This is a genomic window from Xinfangfangia pollutisoli, assembly GCF_020179405.1.
In the GTDB taxonomy this organism is placed as follows: Bacteria; Pseudomonadota; Alphaproteobacteria; order Rhodobacterales; family Rhodobacteraceae; genus Pseudogemmobacter; species Pseudogemmobacter pollutisoli.
Genome location: NZ_JAICBZ010000032.1, coordinates 1 through 25,350 on the forward strand (window position 1 = coordinate 1; position 25,350 = coordinate 25,350).

Sequence of the window (25,350 nt, forward strand, 5' to 3'; positions counted from 1 at the left end):
CGGCGCTCACCGCCTCCATCGCCGCGGCACGCAGCGCCTCTGGCCGCCGCCCGCCCGCCCGCATCTCGGCGCTGAACGTGCTGCCCGCGCTGGTGCAGGAGATCCGTCTCGGAGATGGCCCCGGCGCGCTGGTGCGGCTTGAGGCCGGGGGTGCGGCGATCCTGGCGCGGGTCACCCGCCGCTCGGTCGCGGCGCTGGGCCTGAAGCCCGGCCTGCCGGTCTATGCGGTGCTGAAGGCGGTATCGGTGGCGCAGGAGAATGTGGGGCAGGGCCGCTAGGCCGGCCAGGTCCGGCGCCAGGGCGAGTGCCGCTTTTCGGCAACGCCGCGGGCGGCATGTCGCGAATCTGTTGCCAGACGCGGGACTTGCAGGCAGTTTCTCATCCGGGCGGGGGCCCGATCACGGACCTTTCTTGTGCTGCGCAATCTGTTTCTGATCCTGACGCTGGCCTGTCTTGCGGCCTGCGGTGAACCCGTGCCCCAGGGCGATTCCTCTTCGAAGATCCTGCTTCTGGGCGATTCCATGATGGCCTGGAACCGCGCCTCGGGCCGGTCGATCGGCCAGGTTCTGGAAGCGGGGCTGGATGAAGAGGTGACCGACCGATCGGTGATCGGCGCGCGCTATTTCTATGCGCTGCCGGTCAGCGGCAAGGCCGGCATGCGGATTTCCCGGCAATATCGCGAGGGCGACTGGGATTGGGTGGTGATGAATGGCGGCGGCAATGACCTGCTGTTCGGCTGTGCCTGCAGCGCCTGCCGCCACATGCTGGACCGGCTGATTTCCGAAGACGGCCGCGCGGGCGAGATTCCGGCCTTCGTCAAGGCGCTGCGCGAGCGCGGGGCGCGGGTGCTGTATGTGGGCTATCTGCGCAATCCGGGGGTGCAGACCCCGATCAAAGGCTGCGGTCCGGCCGGGAACGAGCTGGACCGGCGGCTTGCGCTGCTGGAAGGGCTGGATCCCGGGTTCTTCTTCGTCTCGCTGCAGGATCTGGTGCCCTGGAAGGACAGGTCTTTCCATGCCCGCGACCTGATTCACCCCTCGGCCAAGGGCAGCCGCGAGATCGCGCTGCGCATTCTGAAACGGCTGTCGGCGGTCGAGGGCTAAGCGGCGCCCCGGCCCGGCGGCGGGCGCTGCGCGCGATGCAGGGCCATGGCTTGACGCCGCCCGGCATCGCGCTTAGCTAGTTCGGGCCCGAGCGGGCGTTGTGTAATGGTAAGACCCTAGCCTTCCAAGCTAGAGACACGGGTTCGATTCCCGTCGCCCGCTCCAGATTTCATTACCGATGCAGCCTGCGTGCCGCCCTTTGCGGCTGCGGTCACAGCAAATCTGCCACCGCTGCGCGGGTCTGCGCCCAAAGCGGCAGGGTTTCGGCGATCAGCCGGGCGCGGGCCGCCTGGCCCTGACCGTCGCGCAGCGCCCGTTCCGCCCCCGAGAGATGCGCCTGCAGCTTCTGCGCGCCGAACACCGCCGCCACGCCGCTGGCCTCGTGGCAGATCGCGGCCAGGTCTGCGTCCGTCCCGGGCTGCCCGGCCTCTTGCACCACGCGCTGGGCCTGGGCCTCGGCATCGCGCAGGAAGCCCTGCGCCAGCCGGGCAAAGGTCTCGGCCCCGACGGCGATCTTCAGATCGCTGATCCGGCCACGGTCCAGCAGCATCGCCTCGGGCCGGTCTTCGGGCAGGGCGCGCCCCACCAGGATCTGCCGCAGCGCCGCATGCGACAGCGGCTTGACCAGCACATCGTCCATGCCCGCGGCGCGGAACCTGTCCAGATCGCCGGGCAGCGAATGCGCCGTGACCGCGACGATCCGCGCCGCGCGCGAGGCGCCGTCGGCCCGGATCAGCCGCGTCGCCTCCAGCCCGTCCATCACCGGCATCGAGATGTCCATCAGGATCAGGTCATAGCGCCGCGCCGCCGCCTCGGCCGCGCCCTTGGCGCCATCGCTGGCCAGAACGATGCGCTGGCCCAGATGGCGCAGCATTTCCTCAAGCACCGCCCGGTTGGTCGCGTTGTCCTCGACGACCAGAATATCTTGGGCGGGCAGGGCGGGGCCGCCCGGTTGCAGCGGTTCCGCGGCTGCCTGCACCGCGGCCAGCGGCAGGGGCAGGCGCAGCCAGAAGCAGCTGCCCTGACCGGGTTCGCTTTCCACCCCCAGCGCGCCGCCCATCGCCTCGGCCAGCCGGCGCGAGATCGCCAGACCCAGCCCGGCCCCGCCGCCCGCGCGGTGGAAGGACGGGTCCAGCATCACGAAATCCTGGAAGATCCGCTCCTGATCCGCCAGCGCGATGCCGGGGCCGGTGTCGATCACCCGGATCTCGACCTCGCGCCGCCCGTCTTCCAGCGGATTGGCCTCGGCCTCGACGGTGATGCGGCCCTGGCCCACGAACTTGATCGCATTCGAAAGGAAATTCTGCACGATCTGCCCCAGCCGGAACGGATCGCCGCACAGGCGCGCGCTGGGGGTCAGCATCTGGAAGTCCAGCGCGATGCCGCGTTCGGTGCAGATCGGGCGCACCATCTCGACCAGATCCGACAGATGGCTTTGCAGATCAAAGCTTTCGGCCGCAAAGCGCATGCCGCCGCCTTCCATCCGGGTGATGTCCAGCACGTCATTGGCATGGCGCAACAGCAGATTGGCCGACTCCTGCGCCAGCGCGATGAAGCGCGCCTGTTCGGGGTCGCTGGCCTTGCGGCTGGCGATTTCCAGCGAGGCGATGACGCCGTTCAGCGGCGTGCGCATCTCGTGGCTCATCACCGCCAGGAATTCGGTCTTCGTCTTCTCGGCCGCCAGCGCCTCGTCCCTTGCGCGGGTCAGCGCGGTTTCGGCCGCCCGCCGGGCCGAGATGTCGCGCAGGAAGGCGATGAAGATCCGCCCCTCGTCGCCCTCGGCCGACGAGATCGACAGTTCGATCGGAAAGGCCCTTCCGGTCCGGTGCAGCGCCTGGGTCTGGAAGCGGCCGGCATCGACCAGGCGCAGATCGTCCATCCCGCCAAGCCGGGCCGCCCCGCCGCCATCGGCTTCGGCGATCAGGTCCTCGGCGATCAGCAGCCCCGAGGCGGGATGGCCCATCACCTCGTCGCGGGCATATCCGAAGGTGCTTTCGGCCGAGGCGTTGAACTGGATGATCCGGCCGTGATCATCGACCACGACGATCGCATCCAGCGCCGAATCCACCGTGGCCTTCAGCTGGCGCGACATCTGCACCGTCATCCGGCCTTCGCGGATCGCGGCGCGGTTCAACAGGATCACCAGCGCCAGAAGGCTGATCAGCAGGCCGATGGTCGTGGCCATTGCCAGCGCCATCTGCTGCACCAGCAAGGCCACCGCCGCGCGCCGTTCGTCGCTGAGCCGCGCCAGCCGTTCGATCAGCCGGATCGAGGTCTGGCGGATATCCTCGCGCAGTTGCACCAGCCGGCCGGCCATGGCGGGCAGGTTCTGGCGCAGCACCGCATCCGGCCCGTCGATCAGCGGCGTTTCGCTGGCCAGATAGGCCTCAAGATTGCGGCCCAGCGACTGCGACAGATCCTCAAGCCCCGCCCGGGTCAGGCCATTGCCATGGATCACATTCTGCGCGCGGCTGTAGAACAGGTCATGGCGGCGGCGCAATTCGTCCAGCGGCGCGGCAGGATCGGCGACATTGACGCGGATCTCTTCGCTCAGCCGGACCAGATCGACTTCCAGCTGCGACAGGTTCCAGTACAGGTTGTCGGTCGCTTCGCTGCGCAGGCTGACCAGCGCCGACTGGATCCGCAGCCCCAGGGCGCCCAGCAGCAACAGCGTGCCGCAGAGAACGACGATCAGGACAGGCCGCGCGGCACGGGCCAGGGTGGCAAAGGGCGGGAAAGGCGGGGCCATGGGCGCAGGCTCAGGCCCCGAAGTCGATCAGCACCAATTGCCAGATCGAGCGGGAATAGGTTTCCTCGGTGCGGAAGGCCTCGTTCAGGTCATAGGGATAGACCATCCAGATCGGCCCCTTGTCGCGCAGCGACATCGGCTTGCCGTTCATCAGATAGGCCAGCAGCGGGCCGTCTTCCTTCACATCGGCCATCGGCATGATGATCGAATAGTCATTGGCCGCCCGCAGCGAGATCGTGCTGCCGGTCGCGCCCAGGGCGGCGATCAGATCCTTCAGCAGGACGCCCTGAAAGGTTTGCGGCCCATCGGTCCAGGTCGTGGTGGTGGTGAAGCTGGTCTGGGGCAGCGTGGCCAGCTGTTCGGCATCCAGCGCCAGGCCGGTTTCGGTGTTCTTGGCGGCGATCTGGCCGGTGACGGTCAGCACCACCGCGCCCTTGGGCGGGCCGAACGGTTCGCTGTGACCAAGGCCCGACATGCCGGCGGTCAGAAGGATCAGCGCCAAGAGGGTGCGAAGAAAGACTTTCATCGAGGGTCTCCTTGTCTTTCCGCTGTTCTACCATTCCGCCCGGGGAATTGCTTCGGGACCTCGGGATAGGCGCCTACTCCGAAAGGATAGGGGTGCGGGGGTCAGGCGACGCCCATCTCGCGCGCGATCACCACCGCATGGGTGCGGTTGCGCGCGCCGATCTTGCGATACAGCGTCTTCACATGCAGCTTGACCGTCACTTCCTGCAGGCCCAGGTCGCGGGCGATTTCCTTGTTCGCCAGACCCTGGCACAGCCGTTTCAGCACATCCATCTCGCGCGCGGTCAGCGGCGCCTGCCCGGGCTCGGCGGCGGCATGAGGGGCGGGGCGGGCGCCGGGGGCCGGCGGCGGGGCATAGATCTCGCCCGCCGCCATGAAGCGGATCGCCGCCAGAAGCGAGCGGGTGGTCATGGTCTTGGGCAGAAAGCCCGCCGCACCGGCCGCGACCGCCTGTTCGGCCAGCACCTGCGGAGCGGCGCCCGACAGGATCGCCACCGGCACGCCGGGCGCGGCCTGGCGGGCGGCCTGCAGGCCGGCCAGCCGGTTCATCCCGGGCATCATGTAGTCAAGCAGGATCAGGTCGAACGGGGCCGAGCCGCGCAGCGTCTCGACCGCATGCGGCAGGTCGCGGGCGACCTCGACCGAAATATCCGCTTCGCTGCGCAGGAAGGCCGCGATGGTTTCGCGCACCAGTTCCTGATCGTCGGCCAAAAGAATGCGCATGCAGCAACGTCCTGTCCTGGCGCGATGCGCAGGGGCCTGAATTCCTTTCAGGTTAGCAGATCGGCGGCCAAGTCTGCAACCTAGGAGTGTCAAGAGCATGTGCCGGCGCCGGTGTTGCGGCCCTCAGCGCCGGGCTTGTCGGCGGCGCCGCCGCCCTGGGCCGTTGGACGCGGGCACAACAGGCGCTGCAGCGCCGCGATATTGGCCTTGGTCGCGGCCGGATCGGCCGTGTCGCCCAAGGCGCCACGCAGGGCCGCGCGGGTGCGGGCGCCGGGCTGGCCGTCGATCGGGCCGGGATCGAAGCCAGCGAGCAGCAACAGCCGCTGCAATCGCGCCCCGGCGGGTTCGTCCGGCAGAGCTTTGACCCAGCAGGACGGGGGAGGCGGGGCTTTGGCTGCTGCCTTTTCGGCCGGGGCCGGTGCGGGGGCCGGGGCCGCTTTGGCTGTCGCCTTCTCTGGGGGTTTCTCGGCAGCTTTCGGCTTGGGCGCAGGCGCCGTTTTGGTCTTGGCCGCCACGGGCGCCACAGGTTTGGCCGTGGGCAGAGTCCCGGCCCGCTCGAAAGGCGGCAGCGGCGCGGCGGTGGCCGGTTTCGCCAGCAGCGCCGGGCGCGGCCGGGGCTTTGGCGGGCTGGCGATCAGGCAATCGCCGATGGCCTTCGCCGCGGCCATCGCCGCTTCGGGCGCGCCGTCATGGCTTTGATATTGGCAGGTTTTCCCGGTCAGATCGCAGCTGAAATCCACATGCCAGCCGCGCAGCCGCAGATCCTTGGCGACCGAGCCTGACCCATCGACGAACAGCCGGTAGGGCAGGGCCTGGGCGCCGATCACCCCCTCTTGCCAGGCGCCGGGAAAGCCCGCGCTTGACACCGAGACCTGGTCCAGCGTCACCGCTTCGACCCCGGGCAGCGGGCGGTCCAGCCGGGCGGGCGGGCAGACCTGGCCGGCGGAGCCCAGGCTGGGCAGCAGGGCCAGGCCGGGCAGAAGGGCAAGGCCAAGGACCATCAGGCGGCGGCGCATCTTACTTCTCCATCCGGGTCAGCGGGCCTGCCACGCGATATGCCAGCGCGGTCAGGACCATGGCATTGGTATTGGCGGTGATGGCGCTGTTCGGCGTGCCGTCGGCCTCGTACCGGCCTTCCATCCAGCCGCGGGCCGGATCGTTCAGCGCCGCCACCTCATCGACCAGCCGGGCGGTATACGCGGTGTCGAACAGCGCATCCCAGCCGAAGGCCGCCTTGGTGCTCAGCGTGCGGCGGCTGTCCATCCGTGTGCCGTCCAGCGTCAGCACCGCCCAATCCTGCCCGCCGCCCCAGACGGTGGCATAGGCGAAATAGGGCGCCTCGGTGATATGGCCTTCCGAGACCGCGGTGGGGATGCCGGTTTCGGCAAAGCGGCGTTCCTGCGCGCGGTACAGCTGCGAGGCCAGCAGATGCGAGCGCGCGTCAAAGCCGAATTCCAGCCCGTCCAGCAGATAGGGCTCGCTGGTGACCAGCGCCGGCACCTGGTTCTTGTTCAGCCGGCTGTCGCCCGGCACGGCAATGCCCTGCGCCTGACGCGGAACCAGCTGGCCCGTCACGTCCAGCGCCGCCGTGGCATCCAGCGCGAAGCCCAGCATCGCCTTGGCGGCATATTGTTCATAGCCGATCCGGCCTTCCTGATAGGCGATGGTGCCGGTCTGGGAAATCGTGCCGCCCGTCAACTCGCCCGCGACCAGCAGCTGCGCCAGATCCCAGCGCCCGATCAGCGCCTGCACCGGCCCCGCCAGATCGGGATGCGCGGCGCGCACCGCCGTCAGCGCCGCCATCAGCCGGCCCAGATCCAGCGCCGACCAGCCGATGCCGGCCTTGCTCGGTTCGTTCTTGTAGGTGACCATGGCAAGGTCGCGGATGTCATAGGCCTTGTTCGGCAGGCCCGCCTCGGTCAGCGGCAGATGCAGCAGGCTATCCAGCGCCAGCGTCAGCCGCGCCTCGGCCTCGTCGGGCCCGATCAGGCCCAGCCGCTCGGCCGAGAGGATCGCATCCAGAAGCCCGCCGGTTTCCCACATCGTGGTGGAAGGATAGCCATCGACCGAGGCGACCAGCCCGGTCTGGGGCGAGATGTTGTTCTGGAAATAGCGCCAGGCGATGGCGGCGGCGGCCTGTTCGGACGCGGTCAGGGCGCGCGGGCGGGCCAGGGGCAGCGGGGCTTCGGCCTGAAACGGCGCCATCGCATCGGCGGCCGGGCGGGGCGACAGGTCGATGCCTTCCAGCCAGAACACCAGCGCCAGCCCGCCCAGAAGGCCAAGCACCATGGCGATATGGCTGCGCGCCAGCAGAAGCGGCGAGGGGGAAGAGGCGGGCGAGGACGCGCGGGCGGGCGCGCTGCGGGCAGTGTGGAAAAGCGCGGTCACGGCTGGTCTCCTTGCAGATCATCGGGGTGCCAAAGGGCTGCGCGCAGCATCGTGCCCATGGCCAGACAATTGACGGCGCCCCAGGCCAGGTTGGTCAGAAGGCCCGAGGCGGAATGGTTGCCGATCCCCAGCGCCTCGGCCGTGCCGGCCCAAAGCGCGGCGGCCAGGGTCAGCAGGATCACCGCCAGTTGCGGGCGCACCAGATGCAGGCAGCAGCCGAAGCGGCGGTCTTTGGGGGTGACGGGAAAGCTGATCTTGCGGCCGCGCAGCACGGTTGCGATGGCCCGCAACCCGATGGGGAAGAACGAGATATAGCTGGCCTTGGCGGCAAATCCGCCCGCGCCCCAGGTGCCGACCATCATCGCCAGCTCCATCAGCACCATGAAGGGCACGGCATGCAGGAAGAAGGCGGCCGAATAGGCGGCGACGGGCGAGATGCCGGTGAACAGGTAGATCACCGGGCCGGCCAGGAAGATCGGGTTCCAGATCGCGCCCAGATAGGACCAGAAGGTCGAGCCATACATCAGCTTCTGGCGCAGCGTCAGCCCGCGGCGGAAGATCGGGTTGTCATTCCACAGGATGTCCAGACTGCCGCCGGCATATTTGAACCGCTGCACCATCCAGGCCTGCAGATCCTGCGGCGACAGCATCCGGCTTTCCACCGTCGGCTGAAGCGCCGATTTCCAGCCGCGCTCGCGGTCGGAATGCAGCTCGATCGAGGTGTAGATGTCTTCCGAGACATGGAAGCGATAGGGGGTCAGGATCTCGGTCATCGCGGCATCGGCGCGCATCGCGGCCAGCAGTTCGGGCGCGACATGGCGTTCGCGGGTTTCCAGCGTATAGGCCTCTTCGGCGGCCCGGACCCGGCGCTCGACCGCGGCGGCAAAGCTGCGCAGCGCCGATTCCATCACCGCCTCGCGCCGGTGGACCGAGCCCGCGCCGCAGCAGAAGATGGCATTGGCGGCGGTGCGGCGGCGCTGGATCACGTCGTAGAACATGCGTGGATCGTTGACGAAAGGATCGCGGCCCAGGGTGATCTGGCCCAGCACCGCCTCGGTGCCGCGGCCAAGCCAGCGCCCGGCGCGGCCAAGCCTTTGGCCCAGAACCTCGGGCAGGCGCGTGCCTTCGGGCAGGTCGTAGAACCATTGCGGGGTCTGCACCCAGGCCATTTTCGGATCGCGGAAATGGCCCAGCGTATGGGTCAGGAAGTCGGGAACAGCCGCGTATCGGCATCGCAGATCACCAGGAAATCGCCCGAGGTCTGTTCGATCGCATTGCGCAGATTGCCGGCCTTGAAGCCTTCATTCGTGGCGCGGGTGATGTAATTCACCCCTTCCTCGGCGCAGACCGCGCGCATGGCGGGGCGGCGGCCGTCATCCAGCACATGGATGCGGATGTCGATCGGATACGGATAGGTCACGGCCTTGGCGTCGACAATACCCAGGCGCACCAGTTCGGGGTCTTCGGAATAGGTGGCCAGGAAGATGTCGACCGTGATCGGCCGCGCCGCATCGGGCACGCCGGGGGCCACGTCGCCATAGCGGGCGGGGGCGGGTTTGATCTCGACCGGCTGGTCCTGCCAGAGGTTGATCACGAACAGCACCAGCCCGATGAAGGCCAGCGTCTCGGCCAGCACCAGGGGCAGCGCGAACCACAGTGCCTCGGGGTTCAGCGACTGGGTCCAGCGCCAGTGCAGATACCACAGGCCGGTGACCAGCGTCGCCATGGCCAGCATCTGCCACAGCGCCTCGCGCCAGGGCGAATAGGCGATGGGGGCGGGGGGTTGGCGGTCTTCGAAGCGGCGGAAATAGTCATCCATGGCTCAGACCTCGGCCAGGCGGGGGCGCGCGGCTGCCCGCGGCGCCCAGGGCAGGGGGCCCAGGCCGATGGTCCAGGCCAAAGCGGGGATCCGGCCGGTCAGAACGGCCAGGGCGGCGGTGGCGGGCAGGGCGAAGGCGAAGCGGGCGGCGACCAGGGCCGTGGGCGACAGGGGCAGGCCGGCCGCATGCACCGCGACATCGAAAAGGTCGATCACCAGCGGATGCATCAGGTAGATGCCGAACGTGTATTTCGCCAGACGCGACCAGCGGGGCGACCAGTCGGCATATTGCGCGCCCAGGAAGATCGCGAAGATCGCCAGCGGCATCAGGTAATGTCCCCAGAAGCCGCCGCCCTCGCGCCCGCCCCAGCTGCCGCTTTGCAGCGCGGCCCAGAAATGCGGCAGCGTGGCCAGGAAGGCGGTGGCGGCCAGGAAGATCGCGCCGCGGCGCAGCAGCCGGCTTTCGCCGCGCGGCAGGCCGTCTTTCCACAGGCCGAAGATCGCGAAGGCGGCAAAGCCATAGCCGACATAGCCCATGACCTTGGCCCCGCGCAGCAGCATCTCGCGCGCCAGGCCCTCGACCGGCAGGGTCCAGATCCAGCCCTGCACCCCCTGCATCACGCCCAGCGTCACCGGCAGCAGCAGGCCGAACAGCGGATAGCGCTGTCCCAGCCGCATGACGGGGAAGAACAGCACCAGCAGGAACAGGGTCGGCAGGAAATGCAGGTGATATTGCGCATTGCCCAAAAGCGCATAGCCCGCCCAGCTTTGCCATTGGCCAAGCTGCGCCCAGATCGCCGGCGCATAGCCGAACTCCTGCGCTTTCACCAAGCGGAACAGGGCGTAGAACACCAGCCAGAAGGCAAACGGCACCAAAAGCCGGCGCGCCTGATCGCCCAGGGCCGCGCCATAGCCGGGGCGGCGGCGGTCCAGCTTGAAGGCCAGAAGGAACAGCGAGAACAGGAAGAACATCTCCGAGCCCGAGAATTCCGCGATGGCGCGGCCGATCACCGGGCCCAGCCGGTCTTCGGCCGTGGCCTTGGGGAAGGCGCCGCCGGCGAAATCGGCGGTGCAATGGATCAGCACAACACCGATTGCGGCGCAGACGCGGTTCGCGTCGAACCAGACCATGCGAGGGCGGGCTTGGGCGGACATCGGGGTCACTTCCGGAACAGGCGGCGGCGGGGCGCGCGCGGGGGGCGGCAATAGGCGGTGGCGGCCAGCGCCGGGTCGGACCCGGCCTCGGGGCAGGGCGCGGGCGGCAGCGGCGCGGCCTGGACCCGGGCCTTGGGTTCGGGCTGGCAGCGGGCCTTGCGCTGGCCGGTGCCGGCGCCGGCCAGATCCCAGATCTGCGGCTGGTCATTGCGATATTGCAGGATCGGCCCCTGCACCTTGTACAGAAGGGCGGCCAGGATGATGCCGTTGTTGTTGGCGGTCTGCAGCGGGATCGGGCCGCTGCCATCTTCATAGACGCCCTCGTCCAGGCCCTTTCCGGCCGTGCCCTGATGGGCGACGTGATCGAACAGCAGCTGGGTATAGGTGGTTTCCCACAGCGCCCACATGCCGATGGCCGCCTTCGACGACACCGCCGCCCGGTCGGGCGCATAGCCCTGGGCCGGATCCAGCGTGTTCCAGGCATAGCCATCGGCGAAGATCGCGTCATAGACGAAATAGGGCGCGCCCTCGACCTGGTGTTCGGACCGGGCGGTCAGGATGCCGCTGTGCTGGAAGCGGCGCTCCTGCACCTGATAGATCCGGTCGGCGAAATCGGCGCGCCAGCCATCCGAGGCCAGGCCGGGCTGGTTCGAGCGGTCATTGGGCAGATCCCAGTTCAGCTCCAGCCCCTCCAGAATATAGCCCTCGCTGACGACGTAATTCTGGCTGTGGAACAGGCGCGGGTCGCGGCCATCGGCCGGCACGTCCACCCCTTCGATCGGAATGATCTGATAGGGTTCGGCTTTCGAGGCCTCGGTGGTGTCGAAGCCCCAAAGCGCAAAGCCCTTGGCGGAATATTCCTCATAGCCGAGCCTGCCTTCCTGGAAGGACTTGGTCTTGCCATCCTTGCCGACCGTCGCGCCGAACAGCTGCCCCTCGGCCGAGATCACGTCGCAGAAGTTCCAGCGCAGCACCACCGCGTCGACCTGGTTGCCCAGATGGGGGTAGCGTTCCTTGACGATCTTCAGCCAGATCAGCAGCCGGCCGAGATCCAGCGCCGAATAGCCCAGATCGCCGGGGGTGTTGGCATAGTCGACGCGCTCGGCGGTCTTGGTGTTATAGGCCTTGTTGGGCAGCTTGCCCTGCGACAGGCGCAGCCCGTGCAGAGTGGCCAGCAGCTTGGTCGCACGGCGGTCGAATTCGGCGCGGTCGATCAGCCCCAGATCATGGGCCGAGACCAGCGCCGAGAGGTAAGAGGCCGTGTCCCACATCGTCGTTGACGGGTAATCACCGACCGCATTCACCAGGCCGGTCTCGGGCTGGTAGGCGGCGACGAAATAGGACCAGGCAGTCTCGGCCACGGCGCGTTCGTCCTGGGTCAGCGGACCATGGCGGCCGAAGGGGGGCGCGGGGGCGGTGCCCGGCAGCAGCGCCAGGGCAGGGCCCGAAGCCGCAGGCGGCGCAAGCGCGCCCAGCGCGACCGGCAGGCCGACGCCGATCCCGATCAGGGCCAGCGCCAGGGCGGAATTCTGCAAGCTTCGGGCCATGATGCTTTCCTTCTGCCGCGATGGCGCGATCAAGCGGCCAGGGCCCGCAGGGCCGCGGCGCTGTCGGGCTGGATCGGGAAGATCGCATCCATCCGGGTCAGCCGGAAAATCTGCGCGACCTTCTCGCTGGGTCCGCACAGGATCATCTCGCCGCGCAGCCCGATGCGCTTGAGCAGGCCGACCAGCGTGCCGATGCCCGAACTGTCGACATCCTGAACTTCCCGCAGGTCGATGACGAAGCGGCTTTGGCCGCCCTCGATCAGCGCCAGAACGCGGCGGCGGAACTCTCCGGCGGTCATCGCGGTCAGTCCGGCGGCATCCGGTGCGATCACCGTGACGGCCGAGGCGGTTTCTTCCAGTCGGATCATTGTCGTCCCCTGTCTGCGTCTTGGCCTGGTCCGGTTGATCGGATCGCATGGCCGTTTCCATGCAGCCTTGATGCACCGGGGCAGGGCAAAAGCGTTAATGGGCAAAGGGGGATCGCGCCTATCCGTCAGGATAGGGGCCACCCCCTTGGCATGTCGCAAAGGGGGGCGGGGCAGCAGGCGGGGCCGTGGCGGCGGGGGTCTGCAGGCGAAAGCGGGCGCAAACGCACAGCCCGCCCGCGGGGGGCCTTGGCTTCAGAATCGCAAGGGGGGATGGTGGTGCTGCAAGAGAGGATTGAACTCTCGACCTCTCCCTTACCAAGGGAGTGCTCTACCACTGAGCTACTGCAGCGCCGTTGGTGGCGGCGGAGATAGACGCAAAGTCCGACCTCTGCAACCCCCTTTTCGCCGTCCTCTGGACCGGCCTCGCCCCTTGCGCTAAGGATCGTGCCATGCCCGAGACCAAAGGCCCGATCCCGTCCGCCCGCCCGGGCAAAGCCGCCGGCACGCCGACGCGCGAAGACCGGCTGAAGGCGGCGCTCAAGGCGAATATGGCGCGGCGCAAGGCCCAGGCCCGGGCAAGGGCCGCGGGAACGACCCCGGAAACCGATGAAGACGCCGATCACGGCGCGGATGAGTGAGGCAGCGAATGGATTCGATTCTGATCAGGGGCAATGGCGCGCTTTCGGGCACGATTCCGATCGCGGGGGCCAAGAATGCCTGCCTGACGCTGATGCCCGCGACGCTGCTCAGCGAGGAACCGCTGACGCTGACCAATGCGCCGCGGCTGTCCGACATCCGCACCATGACCCAGCTTCTGCAATCGCTGGGCGCCGAAGTGGCGGGGCTGCAGGACGGGCTGGTGCTGGCGCTGTCCAGCCATGACATCACCAGCCGCAAGGCCGATTACGAGATCGTGCGGAAGATGCGCGCCTCGATTCTGGTGCTGGGCCCATTGCTGGCGCGCTATGGCGAGGCGGTCGTGTCGCTGCCGGGCGGCTGCGCCATCGGCGCGCGGCCGGTCGATCTGCATCTGAAAGCGCTGGAGGCGATGGGCGCCGATCTGGATCTGCGCGACGGCTATGTCCATGCCAAGGCGCCGGGCGGGCGGCTGAAGGGGGCAGTCGTCGAATTTCCCTTCGTCTCGGTCGGCGCGACCGAAAACGCCCTGCTGGCCGCCACGCTGGCCAAGGGCACGACGGTGCTGAAACAGGCCGCGCGCGAGCCGGAAATCGTCGATCTGGCCCGCTGCCTGCGCAAGATGGGCGCCCAGATCGAGGGCGAGGGCACCGATACGATCACCATCCAGGGCGTTGACCGGCTGGGCGGGGCGACCCATCCGGTGGTGACCGACCGGATCGAGCTGGGCACCTATATGCTGGTCCCGGCGATTGCGGGCGGCGAGGTGGAATGCCTGGGCGGCACGCTGGAACTGGTGGGCGCCTTCGCCGAAAAGCTGGATCAGGCGGGCGTCTCGGTCACCGAAACCGCGCGCGGCCTGACGGTCAGCCGCAAGAATGGCCGGGTGAAGGCGGTCGATGTGGTGACCGAACCCTTTCCGGGCTTCCCGACCGATCTGCAGGCGCAGATGATGGCGCTGCTTTGCACCGCCGACGGGGTCAGCGTGCTGGAAGAGAAGATCTTCGAGAATCGCTTCATGCATGCGCCGGAACTGATCCGCATGGGCGCGCGCATCGACGTGCATGGCGGCCATGCCACGGTGACGGGTGTCGAGAAGCTGCGCGGGGCGCCGGTCATGGCCACCGATCTGCGCGCCTCGGTCAGCCTGATTCTGGCGGCTTTGGCGGCCGAGGGCGAAACCGTGGTCAGCCGGGTCTATCACCTGGACCGCGGCTATGAGCGGGTCGAGGAGAAACTGTCGGCCTGCGGGGCCAAGATCGAACGGATTGCCGGCTGATGGCGGATGCGCGTTTCGAAGATGGCGAGGAAGGCCCGCTGCGGCTGATGGCGCAGGAGGCGGACGATCTGCCGGTGATCTCGGCCCTGGTGCAGGATGCCGTCCTGCCGGTGACCGAAATGCGCTGGGACGTCCGCCGCCGCCGCTTTGCGGCGCTTGTGAACCGCTTCCGCTGGGAAGACGGGGCCGAGGCCGAACGGCAGGGCCGGCCCTTCGAACGGGTGCGCAGTCTGCTGACGGTGTCAGGCGTCACCGCGGTGCGCAGCCAGGGCATCGACCGCAAGGATCCCGACCTGATCCTGTCGGTCCTGGCGCTGGACTGGGCGGCCGGGGCCGATGGTGCAGGGCGGCTGACGCTGGTCCTGGCCGGCGACGGCGCCATCGCGCTTGAGGTCGAGGCGCTGGATCTGGTGTTGGAAGACGTCTCGAAACCCTATCTCGCGCCCTCGCGCCACCGGCCCGACCACGGCGTCTAACCCCGCGCCCGGCTTTACGCCGCGCAGCCCCCGCGCTATCGGGGGGGCGGTTCCAGACGGAGGCAGGCGATGCCGCTTTTCCTTTCCACCCGCGATCCGGGCTTCGAGGCCGATTTCACCGCCCTTCTGGGCATGAAGCGCGAAGAGGCCGAAGATGTCGATGCCGCCGTGGCCGGGATCATCGCCGATGTGCGCGCGCGCGGCGATGCGGCGCTGATCGCGCTGACCTCGCGCTTTGACCGGCTGGACCTGACGCCGCAGACGCTGGCCTTTTCCCCGGCCGAGATCGCCGCCGAAGTGGCGCGGGTGCCGGCGGCGGAACGCGCGGCGCTGGAACTGGCGGCCGAGCGGATCCGCGCCTATCACGACCGGCAGCGGCCCGAGGATGCGCGGTGGACCGATGCCGCGGGCGCAACCCTGGGTTGGCGCTGGACGGCCGTTTCCGCCGCGGGGCTGTATGTGCCGGGCGGCACGGCCTCTTACCCGTCTTCGGTGCTGATGAACGCCATTCCGGCCAAGGTGGCCGGGGTCGAGCGGCTGGTGATCGCCTGCCCGACGCCGGGCGGTGCGGTCAACCCGCTGGTGCTGCTGGCGGCACAACTGGCCGGGGTGGATGTGATCTACCGGATCGGCGGGGCGCAGGCGATTGCGGCCTTGGCCTATGGCACGGAAACCATCGCGCCGGTCGACAAGATCACCGGGCCGGGCAATGCCTATGTGGCAGCCGCCAAGCGCCGGGTCTTCGGCAGGGTCGGCATCGACATGATCGCGGGGCCATCCGAAGTGCTGGTGATCGCGACCGGCGATCAGGACCCCGACTGGGTCGCCATCGACCTTTTGTCGCAGGCCGAGCATGACGTCAGCGCCCAGGCGATCCTGATCACCCCCGATGCCGATTTCGGTCAGGCCGTGGCGCAGGCGGTCGAGGCGCGGCTGCAGACCCTGCCGCGCCAGGCCATTGCCCGCGAAAGCTGGGTGCAGAATGGTGCGGTGATCACCGTGCGCGACCTGGCCGAGGCCGCCGCCCTGTCGAACCGCATCGCGCCCGAGCATCTGGAGATCCTGACCGAAGATCCCGAAGCGGTGGCGGCCGAGTGCCTGCATGCCGGGGCGATCTTCCTGGGCCCCTGGACGCCCGAAGCCATCGGCGATTATGTCGGCGGGCCGAACCACGTTCTGCCCACCGCGCGCTCGGCGCGGTTTTCCTCGGGGCTGAACGTGCTGGATTTCATGAAACGCACCACGCTGGCGCGGATGACGCCCGAGGCGCTGAAGGCAATCGGCCCCGCGGCCGAGGCGCTGGCCGCATCGGAAGGGCTGCAGGCGCATGGGCTGAGCGTGAAGGCGCGGCTTGACCGGCTGAACGGCTAACACGCCGCTGGCGGCCGGCGGGTTGCATGGCAGCGCGGGCTCGGCAATAAGTCCTGGGCCCGCGGACCGAGGACGGGTCCGATCCTTTCTGTCAGGTAACAAGGTCAAGATCCGATGATCCCCAAATGCGCGCCCCTTGCTGCTGCCGCTTTCGCACTGCTGGCCCATCCCGCCGTGGCGGCGCTGTCGGGCTATTACGACAGCATCGAGCAGATCCAGGCGATCCTGGCCGATGATGCCGTGGCCAAGGCCCTGCCGCCCTATCCGCTGAGTGCGCTGGAATTCGTGGGCACCACGGCCGAAGGCCAGCCGGAATGGCAGATCACCGGCGATGGCTGCCGCCTGCAGGTCACGTTGCAGCCGGTCCCGCCCGGCGCTTTGGCCGATGGAACGCCGGTTCTGGGCAAGACCACCTATCAGGTGGCCAAAATTGGCAGCTGCAACTGACCGCGCCGCGCACCTTACCCCTGGCCGCACTGGGCCGTGCATGCCTGTGGCGGGCTTGCCTGTGCCCGATGGCTAAGGCATCAAGGACGGGGCTCAGGAGGGCCGCCGGATGAGCAACCGTATCTGTCACATCGAGATCGACGAGAAGGGCCTGGCCCGGCCGACGCCGGAAATCGAACAGGAACGCCGCGTTGCGATCTTCGATCTGCTCGAGGAAAACCGCTTCGGCCTGCCGCTGCGCGACGGGCGCGCGGTGCCCGACGGCCCCTACCGGCTGCATCTGGCGATCCGCGAGAACCGGCTGGTCTTCGACATCGCCACCGAAGACGGCGCGCGCGTGGGCGAATTCCATCTGTCGCTGGGCCCGTTCCGCCAGGTGGTGAAGGATTACTTCCAGATCTGCGAAAGCTATTTCGACGCCGTCAAACGCCTGCCCCCCAGCCAGATCGAGGCGATCGACATGGCGCGGCGCGGCATTCACAACGAGGGTGCCGCGATCCTGCAGGACCGGCTGTCGGGCAAGGCCGAGGTCGATACCGACACGGCGCGGCGCCTGTTCACCCTGATCTGCGTGCTGCACTGGGGCTGAGATTTTGGGTCCGCTCCCGCAGTCCGTTCTGTTCTGCTGCGACCACAACGCCGTCCGCTCGCCCATGGCCGAGGGGCTGATGAAGAAGTTCTACGGCGACCGCGTCTATGTGCAATCGGCCGGGGTCAAGAACGACATGGAGGTCGACGGCTTCTCGGTTGCCGTCTGCAAGGAGATCGGGGTCGAGATCGACCGGCACCGGTCGCGCTCGTTCGAAGAGATGCAGGAATGGGGCGACGATCTGGGTCAGTTCGATCTGATCGTCGCCCTGTCCCCCGCCAGCCAGCGCCAGGCGCTGGAACTGACCCGCTATCACCATCTTGACGTCGAATATTGGCCGATCCTGGACCCCACCGGCCTGGGCGAAACGCGCGAGGCCAAGCTTTCCGCCTATCGCCAGGCGCGCGACCAGATCCGCGGCCGCATGCTGGACCGCTTCGGCCCGCCGTCCGAGACCGAAGCCGAGCCCGAGAAAGACTGACCTGCCGCCTCGGGCCGCCTCAGGCCGCCTCGGTCCCGGCCGGATCCTTCGCCCCGATCTTCACCCGCGGCAGCGCCGATTCGACAAAGCGCGCCAGCCCCATGACATGGGCCGCGGCCTCTTCGCCCAGCGTCGTCAGGCTGTAATCCACATGCGGCGGCACCACCGGATGGGCCACGCGCAGCACGAAGCCATCCGCCTCCAGATCCTGCAGCGTCTGGGCCAGCATCCGCTCGCTGATGCCCTGCACCTGGCGGCGCAATTCCGAAAAGCGGTGCTGGCCGGTCGCCAGGACGATCATCACCAGCGCCCCCCAGCGGCTGGTCAGATGCTGCAACACCTGACGCGACGGGCAATCCGCCGCCAGGACATTGGCCGATTGCCAACGCGCCACCATCTCTTGTGCGTCTGTTGCGATGGTCATCTGCCGATCCTTACGAAGCTAACAAAAACGTGCGTACTTCCATTTCGTAAGCGGTCGTGCGAGTCAACCCCCATTGCACATCGCCCCCAGGCCCAAGGCCACGGGCCAATCGGATACAGGAGTTCCCCATGACCACCATCGCCGTTACCGGAGCCAGCGGCCAACTGGGCCGGCTTGCCATCGCCGCCCTGAAGGCCCGCGGCGCTTCCCCCATCGCGCTGGCGCGCAGCCCGGCCAAGGCGGCCGATCTGGGGGTCGAGACCCGCGCCTTCGACTATGCCGCCGCCGATCCGGCCGCGCTGACGGGCGTGGACGTGCTGGTGCTGATTTCGTCCAATGATTTCAACGACCGCGCCGGCCAGCATCGCAAGGCGATTGCCGCGGCCAAGGCGGCGGGCGTGGGGCGGATCGTCTATACCTCGCTGCTGAAGGGCGAGGCCTCGCCGATGCTGCTGGCGCAGGACCATATCGAGACCGAAGCGGCGCTGAAGGCCAGCGGGCTTGCGACCACGATCCTGCGCAATGGCTGGTATACCGAGAATTTCACCGGCGCGCTGGGCCCGGCGATCCAGTTCGGCACCATTCTTGGTGCCGCGGGCGAGGGGCGTGTTTCCTCGGCCAGCCGCGCCGATTATGCCGAGGCGATTGCCGTCACGGCGCTGGACGCGGCGCATGAAGGCAAGGTCTACGAACTGGCCGGCGACACGGCCCATAGCGGCGCCGATCTGGCGGCGGCAGTCGCGGCGGCCTCGGGCAAGCCCGTGGCCTATGTCAGCCTGCCGCAGGCCGATTATGCCAAGGCGCTGGAAGGGTTCGGCCTGCCGGCGGGCTTTGCCGCCATCCTGGCCGATTCCGATGCCTGCTCGGGGCGCGGCGCGCTTTTTGACGACAGCAAGACCCTGTCGCGCCTGATCGGCCGCCCGACCACGCCGATGGCCGACACCGTCGCCGCCGCGGTGAAGGCGCTGTAATCCAAAAGTCGGATTCGAACCCGGAAACGTCCCCTGCCGCCTTGGCGGGGGGCGGCTCTTCGCGCTAGTCAGAAGGTCAAGCCTGACGGAGACTGACATGAGCCGCGACACGACCCTTGCCCTGATCCAGCGCTATTACGATGCGTTCAATGCCGGCGATGCCGAGGGCATGCTTGCCTGCGTGAGCGACGATGTCGAGCATCGGGTGAATGAAGGCCCCCACCGCCTGGGCCGGGCGAAATTCGCCGAATTCTGCGGCCATATGGGCGTCAGCTACCGCGAGCAGTTGAAGGATATGGTGATCTTCGCCAATGACACAGGCAGCCGCGCCGCGGCGGAATTCGTCGTTCATGGCGAATATCTGCAGACCGATCCGGGCCTGCCCGAGGCGAAGGGACAGCGCTATGTGCTGCCGGCCGGCGGGTTTTTCGACGTGAAGGATGGCAAGATCGCCCGCGTCACCACCTTCTACAACCTGAACGACTGGATCGCGCAGGTCTCGGCATGAGCCAGGCGCAGGACGGCGCCGGTATCGAGGTGCGCGTCCTGACCGGCGCCGATCTGGAAGCTGCGCTGGATGGTGTGGCGGCGCTGCGCATCGCCGTTTTCCGCGACTGGCCCTATCTCTACGATGGCACGCTGGAATATGAGCGGGACTATCTGCAAAGCTATCGCGACAGCCCGGATGCGATCCTGGTGGGCGCCTTCGATGGCGCGCGGCTGATCGGCGCCTCGACCGGGACGCCGATGGAGGACCATGCCGAGGAATTCGCGGGCCCGCTGCGCCAGATCGGTCTGCCGGTCGGGCAGATCTTCTATGCAGCGGAATCGGTGCTGCTGCCGGCCTATCGCGGCCGCGGTCTGGGCCATCGCTTCTTCGACCTGCGCGAGGCGCATGCAAGGCGGCTGGGGCGGACGCATATGGCCTTCTGTTCGGTGAAACGGCCCGAAGATCATCCGCTGCGCCCCGCCCAGGTGCGCACGAATGATGCGTTCTGGCAGGGCAGGGGCTATGCGCCGCTGCCGGGGGTCTTCGCCGAATTCAACTGGCGCGACATCGGCGACAGCGCGCAAAGCGCCAAGCCGCTGCAATTCTGGCTGCGCGCGCTTTAGGCGGCCCCGCAGGCGTTGCGGGCGGCCTTCCTGCGACACTGGCCGGCCGCTTTGCCGCAGCGGCAAGATTCCCCTTGATAATCCGCGTGGCGGGGCGCATATCCCCGGCCATGAAAGCCTGCGGTTTCCGCGGGCCAACCCCCTTTCGGAGTGACCATGGCCAAGGAAGACATTCTCGAATTCCCGGGCGTCGTGAAGGAACTCCTGCCGAATGCGACGTTCAAGGTCGAGCTTGACAATGGCCATGAACTGATCGCGACGATGGCAGGCAAGATGCGCAAAAACCGCATCCGGGTTCTGGCGGGCGACAAGGTGCAGGTGGAAATGACCCCCTACGACCTGTCGAAGGGCCGCATCAACTATCGCTTCAAGTAAGCTTTCGCCTTGCGCCTGATCCTCGGCAGCGCCAGCCCGCGCCGGAAAGAGCTGCTGGCGCAGATGGGCCTTGTGCCCGACGCGATCCTGCCCCCCGACATCGACGAAGACCCCCGCAAGGGGGAGCTTCCCCGGCCCTATGCCGCGCGTCTGGCGCGGGAAAAGGCCAAGGCCGTGGCGGCAGGCCCCGAGGATATCGTCCTTTGCGCCGATACGACCGTGGCGCTGGGCCGCCGCATCCTGGGCAAGCCGCGCGACGCGGCCGAGGCGGCCGAATTCCTGACCCTTCTGGCCGGGCGCCGGCATCAGGTGATCACCGCGGTCGCGGTGCGGCGCGGCGATCGGATCTGGGCGCGCGAAAGCCTGTCTGCGGTCAAGATGAAGCGGCTCTCGGATGCCGAGCTGAATGGCTATCTCGCCTCGGGCGACTGGCAGGGCAAGGCCGGCGCATATGGCATTCAGGGCCTGGCGGGGGCGCTGATTCCCTGGATCAGCGGTTCCTATAGCGGCATCATGGGTCTGCCGGTGGCGGAAACCGCGGCCCTTCTGACAGCGGCCGGCTATCCGGTCTGGAGGCAGGCATGAAGGGACGGGTTCTGGTCTTGGACCGGTTCGGCGACCGCGAGGCGGCGGCGCTGATGGTCGACGGGCAGTTGGAAGACCTGGCGATCGACCCTGCGGGCGACGAGCCGATGCCCGGCGCGATCTACCGCGCCATCGCCGACCGGCCGATGAAGGGGCAGGGTGGCATTTTCGTGAAACTGCCTGGCGGGGCCTCGGGCTTTCTGCGCCAGATCTCGGGCGTGGCACCGGGCCAGCGGCTGCTGGTGCAGGTGACCGGCCCGGCCGAGCCCGGCAAGGCGCTGCCCGTCACCACCCGGCTTCTGTTCAAGTCCCGCCTTGCCATCCTGACGCCGGGCGCGCCCGGCCTGAACATCTCGCGCCGGATCCGCGACGAGGCCGCGCGCGCCGATCTGTCGGCCCTGGCCGAGCGGCTGATGGCGGGCGCCGACCCGACGCTGGGGCTGATCCTGCGCTCGGCCTGCGATGCCGCCGGCGAAGACGAGATCGCGGCCGAACTGCAGGATCTGCGCGCGCTGACCGAGGCGCTGCTGACCGATCTGCAGGGCCCGCCGGAATTGCTGCTGGATGGGCCCTCGGCCCATACCCTGGCCGAACGCGACTGGACCGATCCCGCCCCCGACGAATTGGCCGAGGGTGAGGGCGCCTTCGAGGCGCATGGCGTGACCGAGGCGCTGGAGGCGCTGGCCGCGCCGCGCGTCGATCTGCCGGGCGGCGGCCATATGTGGATCGAACCCACGCGGGCGCTGGTGGCGGTCGATGTGAACACCGGCCCCGACACCTCGCCTGCGGCGGCGCTGAAGGTGAATGTCGCGGCCGCGCGGGAATTGTCGCGGCAATTGCGGCTGCGGGGCCTGGGCGGTCAGGTGGTGGTGGATTTCGCCCCCCTGCCGAAGCGCGACCGCCATATCCTGGACCAGGTGATGAAGGCCGCCTTCAAGGCCGAGGGCGAGGTGACGCTGGCCGGCTGGACCGCGATTGGCCTTTACGAACTGACCCGCCGCCGCGACCGCCTGCCGCTGGCCGCGCTGCTGGAGGGGGTGTTGTCATGACCTGCCCGATCTGCGGCAAAGAGCCCGAACAGCGCTACCGCCCCTTCTGCTCGCGGCGCTGTGCCGATGTGGATCTGGCGCGCTGGCTGGGCGGCGGCTATGCGATTCCGGGCGATGCCGAAGACCCGGACGCGCCCGCAGATGCCTTTGCCGCGCCGCCTGTGACAAACCCGCGACAATAGGGCGATTTCCCTCTGGACAGCCCCCCGGGCATTCAGTATCACCCGCCCACCAAACGGTGCCCAGATAGCTCAGTTGGTAGAGCAGCGGATTGAAAATCCGCGTGTCGCTGGTTCGATTCCGGCTCTGGGCACCACTTAAATCCCTGAAATCGCTAGTTTTTGTTTTCATTCCGATTTCCCTTTCGGTTCGGGTTTGACGCTTTTGGCGGAAGGTTTGACAATCCGCGCCCGCCGCGCGTTTTCGGTTTCGAGAGTCGCCATCGTCTCGCGGTTCTTCGCCGCAAGGTTGGCGGAGCGCGAATAGTGCCGCGCCATGGACAGGGTTTTCTGCCCCAAGAGGTCGGCAATGCGGCGTTCATCGAGCCCCGCCTCGCGCAGCGTGGTGGCCACGGTGTGACGCAGGCCTTTGAGGGTGAGGCCGGGCTGGATCAGCCCCTCGGCCTCCAACCCCGTCTTGAAGCGGTGCCAGACGGTGGAGAATCCGTTGTAGGTCCATTGCTCGCCGCGTGAGTTGGCCAACAGGGCGGGCGCATCGTGCTGCGGCGCCTGTTTCAGGGCCGCATGCAACGTCGGGCCGATGGGAATGGCGACTTCGACGCCGGTCTTGCCCCGCACGCCCCAGATGGTTTCGCCATCGATCTGGTCCCGCCTTAGGTTCAGCGCGTCGGAGGGATCGAGGCCGGTGTTCATCAGCACGGCCAAAACCACCTTCACATGCGGCGGCGCGTGTTCGAGAACGATGTCGCACTCCTCCAGCTCCCACGGCCGGTTGGCATAGGCGAGTTTGGCGGGACGGGGTTTCGGGATCACGCCCGTGGCGAAGTTGGCGGAGATCAGGCCCTTGGGGATGGCGAAACGGAAGACTTCGCTCAGGAAGGTCCGCAGCATGTTCGCGCGCCGCCAGCCGATCTTTTGGGCGGCCTTGTCGTGGATGCCTGCGACCAGCGGCGTGTCGATCGTGTGGATAGAGGTGTCGCGGATGGGCTCCAGAAAATCGGCGCACTGCCGATAGTCGCGCCGCGTCGCGGGGGCGAGGTTCTTGAAATGCTCGGTCTCGTAGTAGGACTGGATCAGCCCGCCCAGCGTGCCGACCTTCGGTGCCTTGGCCTTGTTCGCCTCTGCACTGGCCGTGATTTTCTCGCATTCGGTGAAGAAGGCGGCCGACCCGAGCGGGGCTTTCACGAGGTCAATCTTCTGGCCGGTCTCGCGGTGGTAGCAGCGCATCCGACCGTAGCGATCCTTGAAGATCTTGAAGCCCTTAATGCGCACTACTGTCATCAGAGGCGCGCCAGGATCGCGTCGTGCGTGGTGGCCTGTGTGCCGGTCTTCACATCGTCGATCCAGAGATCGAGGTCGCGCTTGTCCCAAAGCATCACGCCCTGCCGCAGTTGGATCGGCTGAACCGGACAGGCGATCTTGAAGTGTTTGACGGGCAGGCCCGCGTAGCTGGCCGCCTCCGTCTCCTTGAACATGCGCTTTTCGATCACGCTGATGTTGAGGTTGGTCGTGGACATGGGCCTTGCCTCATTCTTTGCCGGTTTGCATGTCTGCCTGCCTGACCGGTTGACCGTCGGCATGGGCAGCAGTCTGATTGTTTGCATCGTTGCCTGTGTGCCCCGCTGACCGCGTGGCAGTTTGCCGGAACTTCTCCCATCCGCTCATGGTCAGAAGGCGGGTCTTTGGGGATATCGCGAGGTATTCGAGCCGCCCCTCGTTCATCAGCGCACGAATCTGCGTGACACTGATGCCGACGGCCTGGCTGAGTTCCTTGGGTGAAAGCAGGGGTTCTTGGGCCATAGAGGCGGTCTCCTGTGGGGTTACGCACGGAATCGCTTGCCATGCACATTCTGACGTGGTCAGAATGTGGAAACATGTCGAATACGTCATTTTGTGCGATACTTGCGCGAAGTTGCATCGACGTCAACCGGGTAACGCGGATGTCGCAGAAAACATCCGAGCTGTTTGCCAGCATGGGGGCGCGGCTCGCCATCACGCGGAACGAGATCGGCCTGTCCCAGGCGGGAATGGCCGAGGCGCTGGGTGTGTCGCACCGGGCCTATCACAGCTATGAAAAGGGCCAGCGCGGCCTGCCGGTCGAGACGCTGGTAGCGCTGCACGATCGGTTTCAGGTTGACCTTATGTGGATCCTGCTGGGCAACCGTTCGGCGCGGGTCGAGCATGACCTGAAGGCGCTGGAAGAGTTCGAGGTAGCGCTCGACACCTACCTTGCCAAGCAGGGCATCAAGCTGAAGACGGAAAAGCGGGGGGCGATCGCCGCTCGCTGGTATCGGTCGTTCCTGCAGGGGAAGCCGATCGAGATGGACGACGTCCATACCTGGATAGAATTACTCACGGAGTGAAACGAGTGCTGGAAGCCTCCCCGCGGTGGAACCGCCAACGACTGGCGGTTCTGGAAGCCGTCGATTTTGACCTGAAGCGCGTGTTTTCGGTGCTGTACTTGGTTTCGGCGACTAGTGCCGGCATCTATATGGCTGGTTGGCTTCGGCTCAATCTGATGGAGCTGCCTGTTGCCCCTTTTACCTATCAGTCCGTCCTGACCGTTGGACTGTCTGTCGTCGCGGGAGCGCTCTTTGCCCTGCTGCTCCCTGCGATCGCTCTGGCCCTTGGTGTCGAGCGCAGATTACAGCGGCGGATGCGCCAACTCGACAAGACGGCCCACGCAACCGGAAAGCATCGCTTGATTGCAGTGCAATCATTGCCTAACTTGCAGGAAGCAGTGGGAGTCACGCATGGGCAGCATCACCATCAGAAACCTTGACGACGACGTGAAGCGCCGCCTGCGCGTGCGGGCGGCCGAGCATGGGCGGTCGATGGAAGAAGAGGTGCGGGAAATCCTGCGCCAGGTGGTGGGGCGCCCGCTTCCGGCGCGGAATCTGGGCCAACAGGTCCATGACCGGTTCGCGGCGATTGGCGGCTTTGACCTGCCGCCTGTGACGCGGACCGCACCGCGCGCTGTGCCAGAGCTTGAGTGATC

Annotated in this window: 33 protein-coding genes and 3 tRNA genes; 21 read left to right on the top strand and 15 right to left on the bottom strand. The window is 67.6% G+C overall.

Annotated elements, in window-relative coordinates:
• The 3 genes from K1Y73_RS11095 to K1Y73_RS11105 all read left to right on the top strand — a co-directional run.
• Positions 1–278: TOBE domain-containing protein (locus tag K1Y73_RS11095; RefSeq protein ID WP_225028365.1), on the top strand; the 278-nt coding region annotated here is incomplete at its 5' end.
• A 135-nt stretch (positions 279–413) separates the two neighbouring features.
• On the top strand, positions 414–1,103 hold the full coding sequence (locus K1Y73_RS11100) for an SGNH/GDSL hydrolase family protein (RefSeq protein ID WP_225028366.1): 690 nt from the start codon (positions 414–416) through the stop codon (positions 1,101–1,103).
• Between the two features lie 91 nt (positions 1,104–1,194).
• Positions 1,195–1,268, top strand: a tRNA-Gly gene (locus K1Y73_RS11105).
• A 46-nt stretch (positions 1,269–1,314) separates the two neighbouring features.
• Here K1Y73_RS11105 and K1Y73_RS11110 read toward each other — a convergent pair.
• From K1Y73_RS11110 to K1Y73_RS11160, 11 genes are all read right to left on the bottom strand, one after another.
• Positions 1,315–3,852 carry an ATP-binding protein gene (locus K1Y73_RS11110; protein ID WP_225028367.1) on the bottom strand — a complete coding sequence of 846 codons (2,538 nt, stop codon included), beginning with the start codon at positions 3,850–3,852 and terminating at the stop codon, positions 1,315–1,317.
• A 10-nt stretch (positions 3,853–3,862) separates the two neighbouring features.
• On the bottom strand, positions 3,863–4,378 hold the full coding sequence (locus K1Y73_RS11115) for a molybdopterin-dependent oxidoreductase (RefSeq protein ID WP_225028368.1): 516 nt from the start codon (positions 4,376–4,378) through the stop codon (positions 3,863–3,865).
• A gap of 101 nt (positions 4,379–4,479) precedes the next feature.
• Positions 4,480–5,100 carry a response regulator transcription factor gene (locus K1Y73_RS11120; RefSeq protein ID WP_225028369.1) on the bottom strand — a complete coding sequence of 207 codons (621 nt, stop codon included), beginning with the start codon at positions 5,098–5,100 and terminating at the stop codon, positions 4,480–4,482.
• An 89-nt stretch (positions 5,101–5,189) separates the two neighbouring features.
• Positions 5,190–6,116 (bottom strand): hypothetical protein, encoded by a 927-nt coding sequence (locus tag K1Y73_RS11125; protein ID WP_225028370.1) that lies wholly within the window; start codon positions 6,114–6,116, stop codon positions 5,190–5,192.
• 1 nt (position 6,117) lies between these two features.
• Entirely contained in the window at positions 6,118–7,488 is a 1,371-nt protein-coding gene (locus tag K1Y73_RS11130) for a DUF3131 domain-containing protein (protein ID WP_225028371.1), read from the bottom strand.
• Entirely contained in the window at positions 7,485–8,657 is a 1,173-nt protein-coding gene (locus K1Y73_RS11135; protein ID WP_225028372.1) for a glycosyltransferase family 2 protein, read from the bottom strand. The genes K1Y73_RS11130 and K1Y73_RS11135 overlap by 4 nt, the downstream gene beginning before the upstream one ends.
• Positions 8,658–8,689: 32 nt before the next feature.
• A complete protein-coding gene (locus K1Y73_RS11140) occupies positions 8,690–9,307 on the bottom strand; it encodes a glycosyltransferase (protein ID WP_225028373.1) in 618 nt (205 codons plus the stop codon).
• A 3-nt stretch (positions 9,308–9,310) separates the two neighbouring features.
• A complete protein-coding gene (locus K1Y73_RS11145; protein WP_225028374.1) occupies positions 9,311–10,462 on the bottom strand; it encodes an acyltransferase in 1,152 nt (383 codons plus the stop codon).
• A 5-nt stretch (positions 10,463–10,467) separates the two neighbouring features.
• Entirely contained in the window at positions 10,468–12,009 is a 1,542-nt protein-coding gene (locus K1Y73_RS11150) for a DUF3131 domain-containing protein (protein WP_225028375.1), read from the bottom strand.
• Between the two features lie 29 nt (positions 12,010–12,038).
• Entirely contained in the window at positions 12,039–12,377 is a 339-nt protein-coding gene (locus K1Y73_RS11155) for an STAS domain-containing protein (protein ID WP_225028376.1), read from the bottom strand.
• A gap of 274 nt (positions 12,378–12,651) precedes the next feature.
• Positions 12,652–12,726, bottom strand: a tRNA-Thr gene (locus tag K1Y73_RS11160).
• Positions 12,727–12,826: 100 nt separating this feature from the next.
• On the opposite strand from K1Y73_RS11160, the gene K1Y73_RS11165 reads away from it, so the two are divergent.
• The 7 genes from K1Y73_RS11165 (at position 12,827) to K1Y73_RS11195 (ending at position 17,656) form a co-directional block, all read left to right on the top strand.
• Complete coding sequence (locus K1Y73_RS11165) at positions 12,827–13,015, top strand: hypothetical protein (RefSeq protein ID WP_225028377.1); 189 nt, start codon at positions 12,827–12,829, stop codon at positions 13,013–13,015.
• Positions 13,016–13,023: 8 nt separating this feature from the next.
• Positions 13,024–14,292 (top strand): UDP-N-acetylglucosamine 1-carboxyvinyltransferase, encoded by a 1,269-nt coding sequence (murA, locus tag K1Y73_RS11170; protein WP_225028378.1) that lies wholly within the window; start codon positions 13,024–13,026, stop codon positions 14,290–14,292.
• Positions 14,292–14,768: a DUF2948 family protein gene (locus K1Y73_RS11175; protein ID WP_225028379.1), complete on the top strand. Its 477-nt coding sequence runs from the start codon at positions 14,292–14,294 to the stop codon at positions 14,766–14,768. The genes murA and K1Y73_RS11175 overlap by 1 nt, the downstream gene beginning before the upstream one ends.
• A 69-nt stretch (positions 14,769–14,837) precedes the next feature.
• Positions 14,838–16,139: a histidinol dehydrogenase gene (gene hisD, locus K1Y73_RS11180; protein WP_225028380.1), complete on the top strand. Its 1,302-nt coding sequence runs from the start codon at positions 14,838–14,840 to the stop codon at positions 16,137–16,139.
• A 114-nt stretch (positions 16,140–16,253) separates the two neighbouring features.
• A complete protein-coding gene (locus K1Y73_RS11185; RefSeq protein WP_225028381.1) occupies positions 16,254–16,586 on the top strand; it encodes a hypothetical protein in 333 nt (110 codons plus the stop codon).
• A 109-nt stretch (positions 16,587–16,695) separates the two neighbouring features.
• Positions 16,696–17,175: a UPF0262 family protein gene (locus K1Y73_RS11190; protein WP_225028382.1), complete on the top strand. Its 480-nt coding sequence runs from the start codon at positions 16,696–16,698 to the stop codon at positions 17,173–17,175.
• A 1-nt stretch (position 17,176) separates the two neighbouring features.
• Positions 17,177–17,656, top strand: a complete 480-nt coding sequence (locus K1Y73_RS11195) for an arsenate-mycothiol transferase ArsC (protein WP_225028400.1) — start codon at positions 17,177–17,179, stop codon at positions 17,654–17,656.
• Between the two features lie 19 nt (positions 17,657–17,675).
• Here the strand turns inward: K1Y73_RS11195 and K1Y73_RS11200 are convergent, their stop codons facing one another.
• Positions 17,676–18,080 carry a winged helix-turn-helix transcriptional regulator gene (locus K1Y73_RS11200; RefSeq protein WP_225028383.1) on the bottom strand — a complete coding sequence of 135 codons (405 nt, stop codon included), beginning with the start codon at positions 18,078–18,080 and terminating at the stop codon, positions 17,676–17,678.
• A 128-nt stretch (positions 18,081–18,208) separates the two neighbouring features.
• Between K1Y73_RS11200 and K1Y73_RS11205 the strand changes: the two genes are divergently transcribed.
• The 8 genes from K1Y73_RS11205 (at position 18,209) to K1Y73_RS11240 (ending at position 22,489) form a co-directional block, all read left to right on the top strand.
• The gene (locus K1Y73_RS11205) at positions 18,209–19,051 is read left to right on the top strand and encodes an SDR family oxidoreductase (protein WP_225028384.1); all 843 of its coding nucleotides are present in this window, start codon (positions 18,209–18,211) and stop codon (positions 19,049–19,051) included.
• A 97-nt stretch (positions 19,052–19,148) separates the two neighbouring features.
• Complete coding sequence (locus K1Y73_RS11210; protein ID WP_225028385.1) at positions 19,149–19,559, top strand: ketosteroid isomerase-related protein; 411 nt, start codon at positions 19,149–19,151, stop codon at positions 19,557–19,559.
• The gene (locus K1Y73_RS11215) at positions 19,556–20,164 is read left to right on the top strand and encodes a GNAT family N-acetyltransferase (RefSeq protein ID WP_225028386.1); all 609 of its coding nucleotides are present in this window, start codon (positions 19,556–19,558) and stop codon (positions 20,162–20,164) included. Before K1Y73_RS11210 ends, K1Y73_RS11215 begins: the two co-directional genes overlap by 4 nt.
• A gap of 156 nt (positions 20,165–20,320) precedes the next feature.
• Positions 20,321–20,539 (top strand): translation initiation factor IF-1, encoded by a 219-nt coding sequence (gene infA / locus K1Y73_RS11220; protein WP_045389309.1) that lies wholly within the window; start codon positions 20,321–20,323, stop codon positions 20,537–20,539.
• A 9-nt stretch (positions 20,540–20,548) separates the two neighbouring features.
• Positions 20,549–21,124, top strand: coding sequence for a Maf family protein (locus K1Y73_RS11225; protein WP_225028387.1), 576 nt, complete (start codon positions 20,549–20,551; stop codon positions 21,122–21,124).
• A complete protein-coding gene (locus K1Y73_RS11230; protein ID WP_225028388.1) occupies positions 21,121–22,173 on the top strand; it encodes a ribonuclease E/G in 1,053 nt (350 codons plus the stop codon). The genes K1Y73_RS11225 and K1Y73_RS11230 overlap by 4 nt, the downstream gene beginning before the upstream one ends.
• Positions 22,170–22,355 (top strand): DNA gyrase inhibitor YacG, encoded by a 186-nt coding sequence (locus K1Y73_RS11235; protein ID WP_225028389.1) that lies wholly within the window; start codon positions 22,170–22,172, stop codon positions 22,353–22,355. Before K1Y73_RS11230 ends, K1Y73_RS11235 begins: the two co-directional genes overlap by 4 nt.
• Positions 22,356–22,413: 58 nt before the next feature.
• A tRNA-Phe gene (locus K1Y73_RS11240) sits at positions 22,414–22,489 on the top strand.
• 31 nt (positions 22,490–22,520) lie between these two features.
• On the opposite strand, the gene K1Y73_RS11245 is transcribed toward K1Y73_RS11240, so the two are convergent.
• The 3 genes from K1Y73_RS11245 to K1Y73_RS11255 are packed head-to-tail and all read right to left on the bottom strand — an operon-like array spanning position 22,521 to position 24,152.
• A complete protein-coding gene (locus K1Y73_RS11245) occupies positions 22,521–23,633 on the bottom strand; it encodes a tyrosine-type recombinase/integrase (protein ID WP_225028390.1) in 1,113 nt (370 codons plus the stop codon).
• Positions 23,633–23,869: a hypothetical protein gene (locus tag K1Y73_RS11250; RefSeq protein WP_225028391.1), complete on the bottom strand. Its 237-nt coding sequence runs from the start codon at positions 23,867–23,869 to the stop codon at positions 23,633–23,635. Before K1Y73_RS11250 ends, K1Y73_RS11245 begins: the two co-directional genes overlap by 1 nt.
• Positions 23,870–23,879: 10 nt before the next feature.
• On the bottom strand, positions 23,880–24,152 hold the full coding sequence (locus K1Y73_RS11255; protein ID WP_225028392.1) for a hypothetical protein: 273 nt from the start codon (positions 24,150–24,152) through the stop codon (positions 23,880–23,882).
• Between the two features lie 140 nt (positions 24,153–24,292).
• On the opposite strand from K1Y73_RS11255, the gene K1Y73_RS11260 reads away from it, so the two are divergent.
• The 3 genes from K1Y73_RS11260 to K1Y73_RS11270 are packed head-to-tail and all read left to right on the top strand — an operon-like array spanning position 24,293 to position 25,348.
• The gene (locus K1Y73_RS11260; protein ID WP_164627909.1) at positions 24,293–24,715 is read left to right on the top strand and encodes a helix-turn-helix domain-containing protein; all 423 of its coding nucleotides are present in this window, start codon (positions 24,293–24,295) and stop codon (positions 24,713–24,715) included.
• Positions 24,716–24,720: 5 nt separating this feature from the next.
• Complete coding sequence (locus K1Y73_RS11265; protein ID WP_225028393.1) at positions 24,721–25,134, top strand: hypothetical protein; 414 nt, start codon at positions 24,721–24,723, stop codon at positions 25,132–25,134.
• On the top strand, positions 25,106–25,348 hold the full coding sequence (locus K1Y73_RS11270; protein ID WP_225028394.1) for a FitA-like ribbon-helix-helix domain-containing protein: 243 nt from the start codon (positions 25,106–25,108) through the stop codon (positions 25,346–25,348). Before K1Y73_RS11265 ends, K1Y73_RS11270 begins: the two co-directional genes overlap by 29 nt.
• Positions 25,349–25,350: the final 2 nt, after the last annotated feature.

Coding starts and splice junctions, on each gene's coding strand:
- K1Y73_RS11110 (WP_225028367.1), bottom strand. CDS start 3,852: ATGGCCCCGCCTTTCCCGCCCTTTGCCACCCTGGCCCGTGCCGCGCGG.
- K1Y73_RS11115 (WP_225028368.1), bottom strand. CDS start 4,378: ATGAAAGTCTTTCTTCGCACCCTCTTGGCGCTGATCCTTCTGACCGCC.
- K1Y73_RS11120 (WP_225028369.1), bottom strand. CDS start 5,100: ATGCGCATTCTTTTGGCCGACGATCAGGAACTGGTGCGCGAAACCATC.
- K1Y73_RS11125 (WP_225028370.1), bottom strand. CDS start 6,116: ATGCGCCGCCGCCTGATGGTCCTTGGCCTTGCCCTTCTGCCCGGCCTG.
- K1Y73_RS11135 (WP_225028372.1), bottom strand. CDS start 8,657: ATGGCCTGGGTGCAGACCCCGCAATGGTTCTACGACCTGCCCGAAGGC.
- K1Y73_RS11140 (WP_225028373.1), bottom strand. CDS start 9,307: ATGGATGACTATTTCCGCCGCTTCGAAGACCGCCAACCCCCCGCCCCC.
- K1Y73_RS11145 (WP_225028374.1), bottom strand. CDS start 10,462: ATGTCCGCCCAAGCCCGCCCTCGCATGGTCTGGTTCGACGCGAACCGC.
- K1Y73_RS11150 (WP_225028375.1), bottom strand. CDS start 12,009: ATGGCCCGAAGCTTGCAGAATTCCGCCCTGGCGCTGGCCCTGATCGGG.
- K1Y73_RS11155 (WP_225028376.1), bottom strand. CDS start 12,377: ATGATCCGACTGGAAGAAACCGCCTCGGCCGTCACGGTGATCGCACCG.
- K1Y73_RS11165 (WP_225028377.1), top strand. CDS start 12,827: ATGCCCGAGACCAAAGGCCCGATCCCGTCCGCCCGCCCGGGCAAAGCC.
- murA (WP_225028378.1), top strand. CDS start 13,024: ATGGATTCGATTCTGATCAGGGGCAATGGCGCGCTTTCGGGCACGATT.
- K1Y73_RS11175 (WP_225028379.1), top strand. CDS start 14,292: ATGGCGGATGCGCGTTTCGAAGATGGCGAGGAAGGCCCGCTGCGGCTG.
- hisD (WP_225028380.1), top strand. CDS start 14,838: ATGCCGCTTTTCCTTTCCACCCGCGATCCGGGCTTCGAGGCCGATTTC.
- K1Y73_RS11185 (WP_225028381.1), top strand. CDS start 16,254: ATGATCCCCAAATGCGCGCCCCTTGCTGCTGCCGCTTTCGCACTGCTG.
- K1Y73_RS11190 (WP_225028382.1), top strand. CDS start 16,696: ATGAGCAACCGTATCTGTCACATCGAGATCGACGAGAAGGGCCTGGCC.
- K1Y73_RS11200 (WP_225028383.1), bottom strand. CDS start 18,080: ATGACCATCGCAACAGACGCACAAGAGATGGTGGCGCGTTGGCAATCG.
- K1Y73_RS11205 (WP_225028384.1), top strand. CDS start 18,209: ATGACCACCATCGCCGTTACCGGAGCCAGCGGCCAACTGGGCCGGCTT.
- K1Y73_RS11210 (WP_225028385.1), top strand. CDS start 19,149: ATGAGCCGCGACACGACCCTTGCCCTGATCCAGCGCTATTACGATGCG.
- K1Y73_RS11215 (WP_225028386.1), top strand. CDS start 19,556: ATGAGCCAGGCGCAGGACGGCGCCGGTATCGAGGTGCGCGTCCTGACC.
- infA (WP_045389309.1), top strand. CDS start 20,321: ATGGCCAAGGAAGACATTCTCGAATTCCCGGGCGTCGTGAAGGAACTC.
- K1Y73_RS11230 (WP_225028388.1), top strand. CDS start 21,121: ATGAAGGGACGGGTTCTGGTCTTGGACCGGTTCGGCGACCGCGAGGCG.
- K1Y73_RS11235 (WP_225028389.1), top strand. CDS start 22,170: ATGACCTGCCCGATCTGCGGCAAAGAGCCCGAACAGCGCTACCGCCCC.
- K1Y73_RS11245 (WP_225028390.1), bottom strand. CDS start 23,633: ATGACAGTAGTGCGCATTAAGGGCTTCAAGATCTTCAAGGATCGCTAC.
- K1Y73_RS11250 (WP_225028391.1), bottom strand. CDS start 23,869: ATGTCCACGACCAACCTCAACATCAGCGTGATCGAAAAGCGCATGTTC.
- K1Y73_RS11255 (WP_225028392.1), bottom strand. CDS start 24,152: ATGGCCCAAGAACCCCTGCTTTCACCCAAGGAACTCAGCCAGGCCGTC.
- K1Y73_RS11260 (WP_164627909.1), top strand. CDS start 24,293: ATGTCGCAGAAAACATCCGAGCTGTTTGCCAGCATGGGGGCGCGGCTC.
- K1Y73_RS11270 (WP_225028394.1), top strand. CDS start 25,106: ATGGGCAGCATCACCATCAGAAACCTTGACGACGACGTGAAGCGCCGC.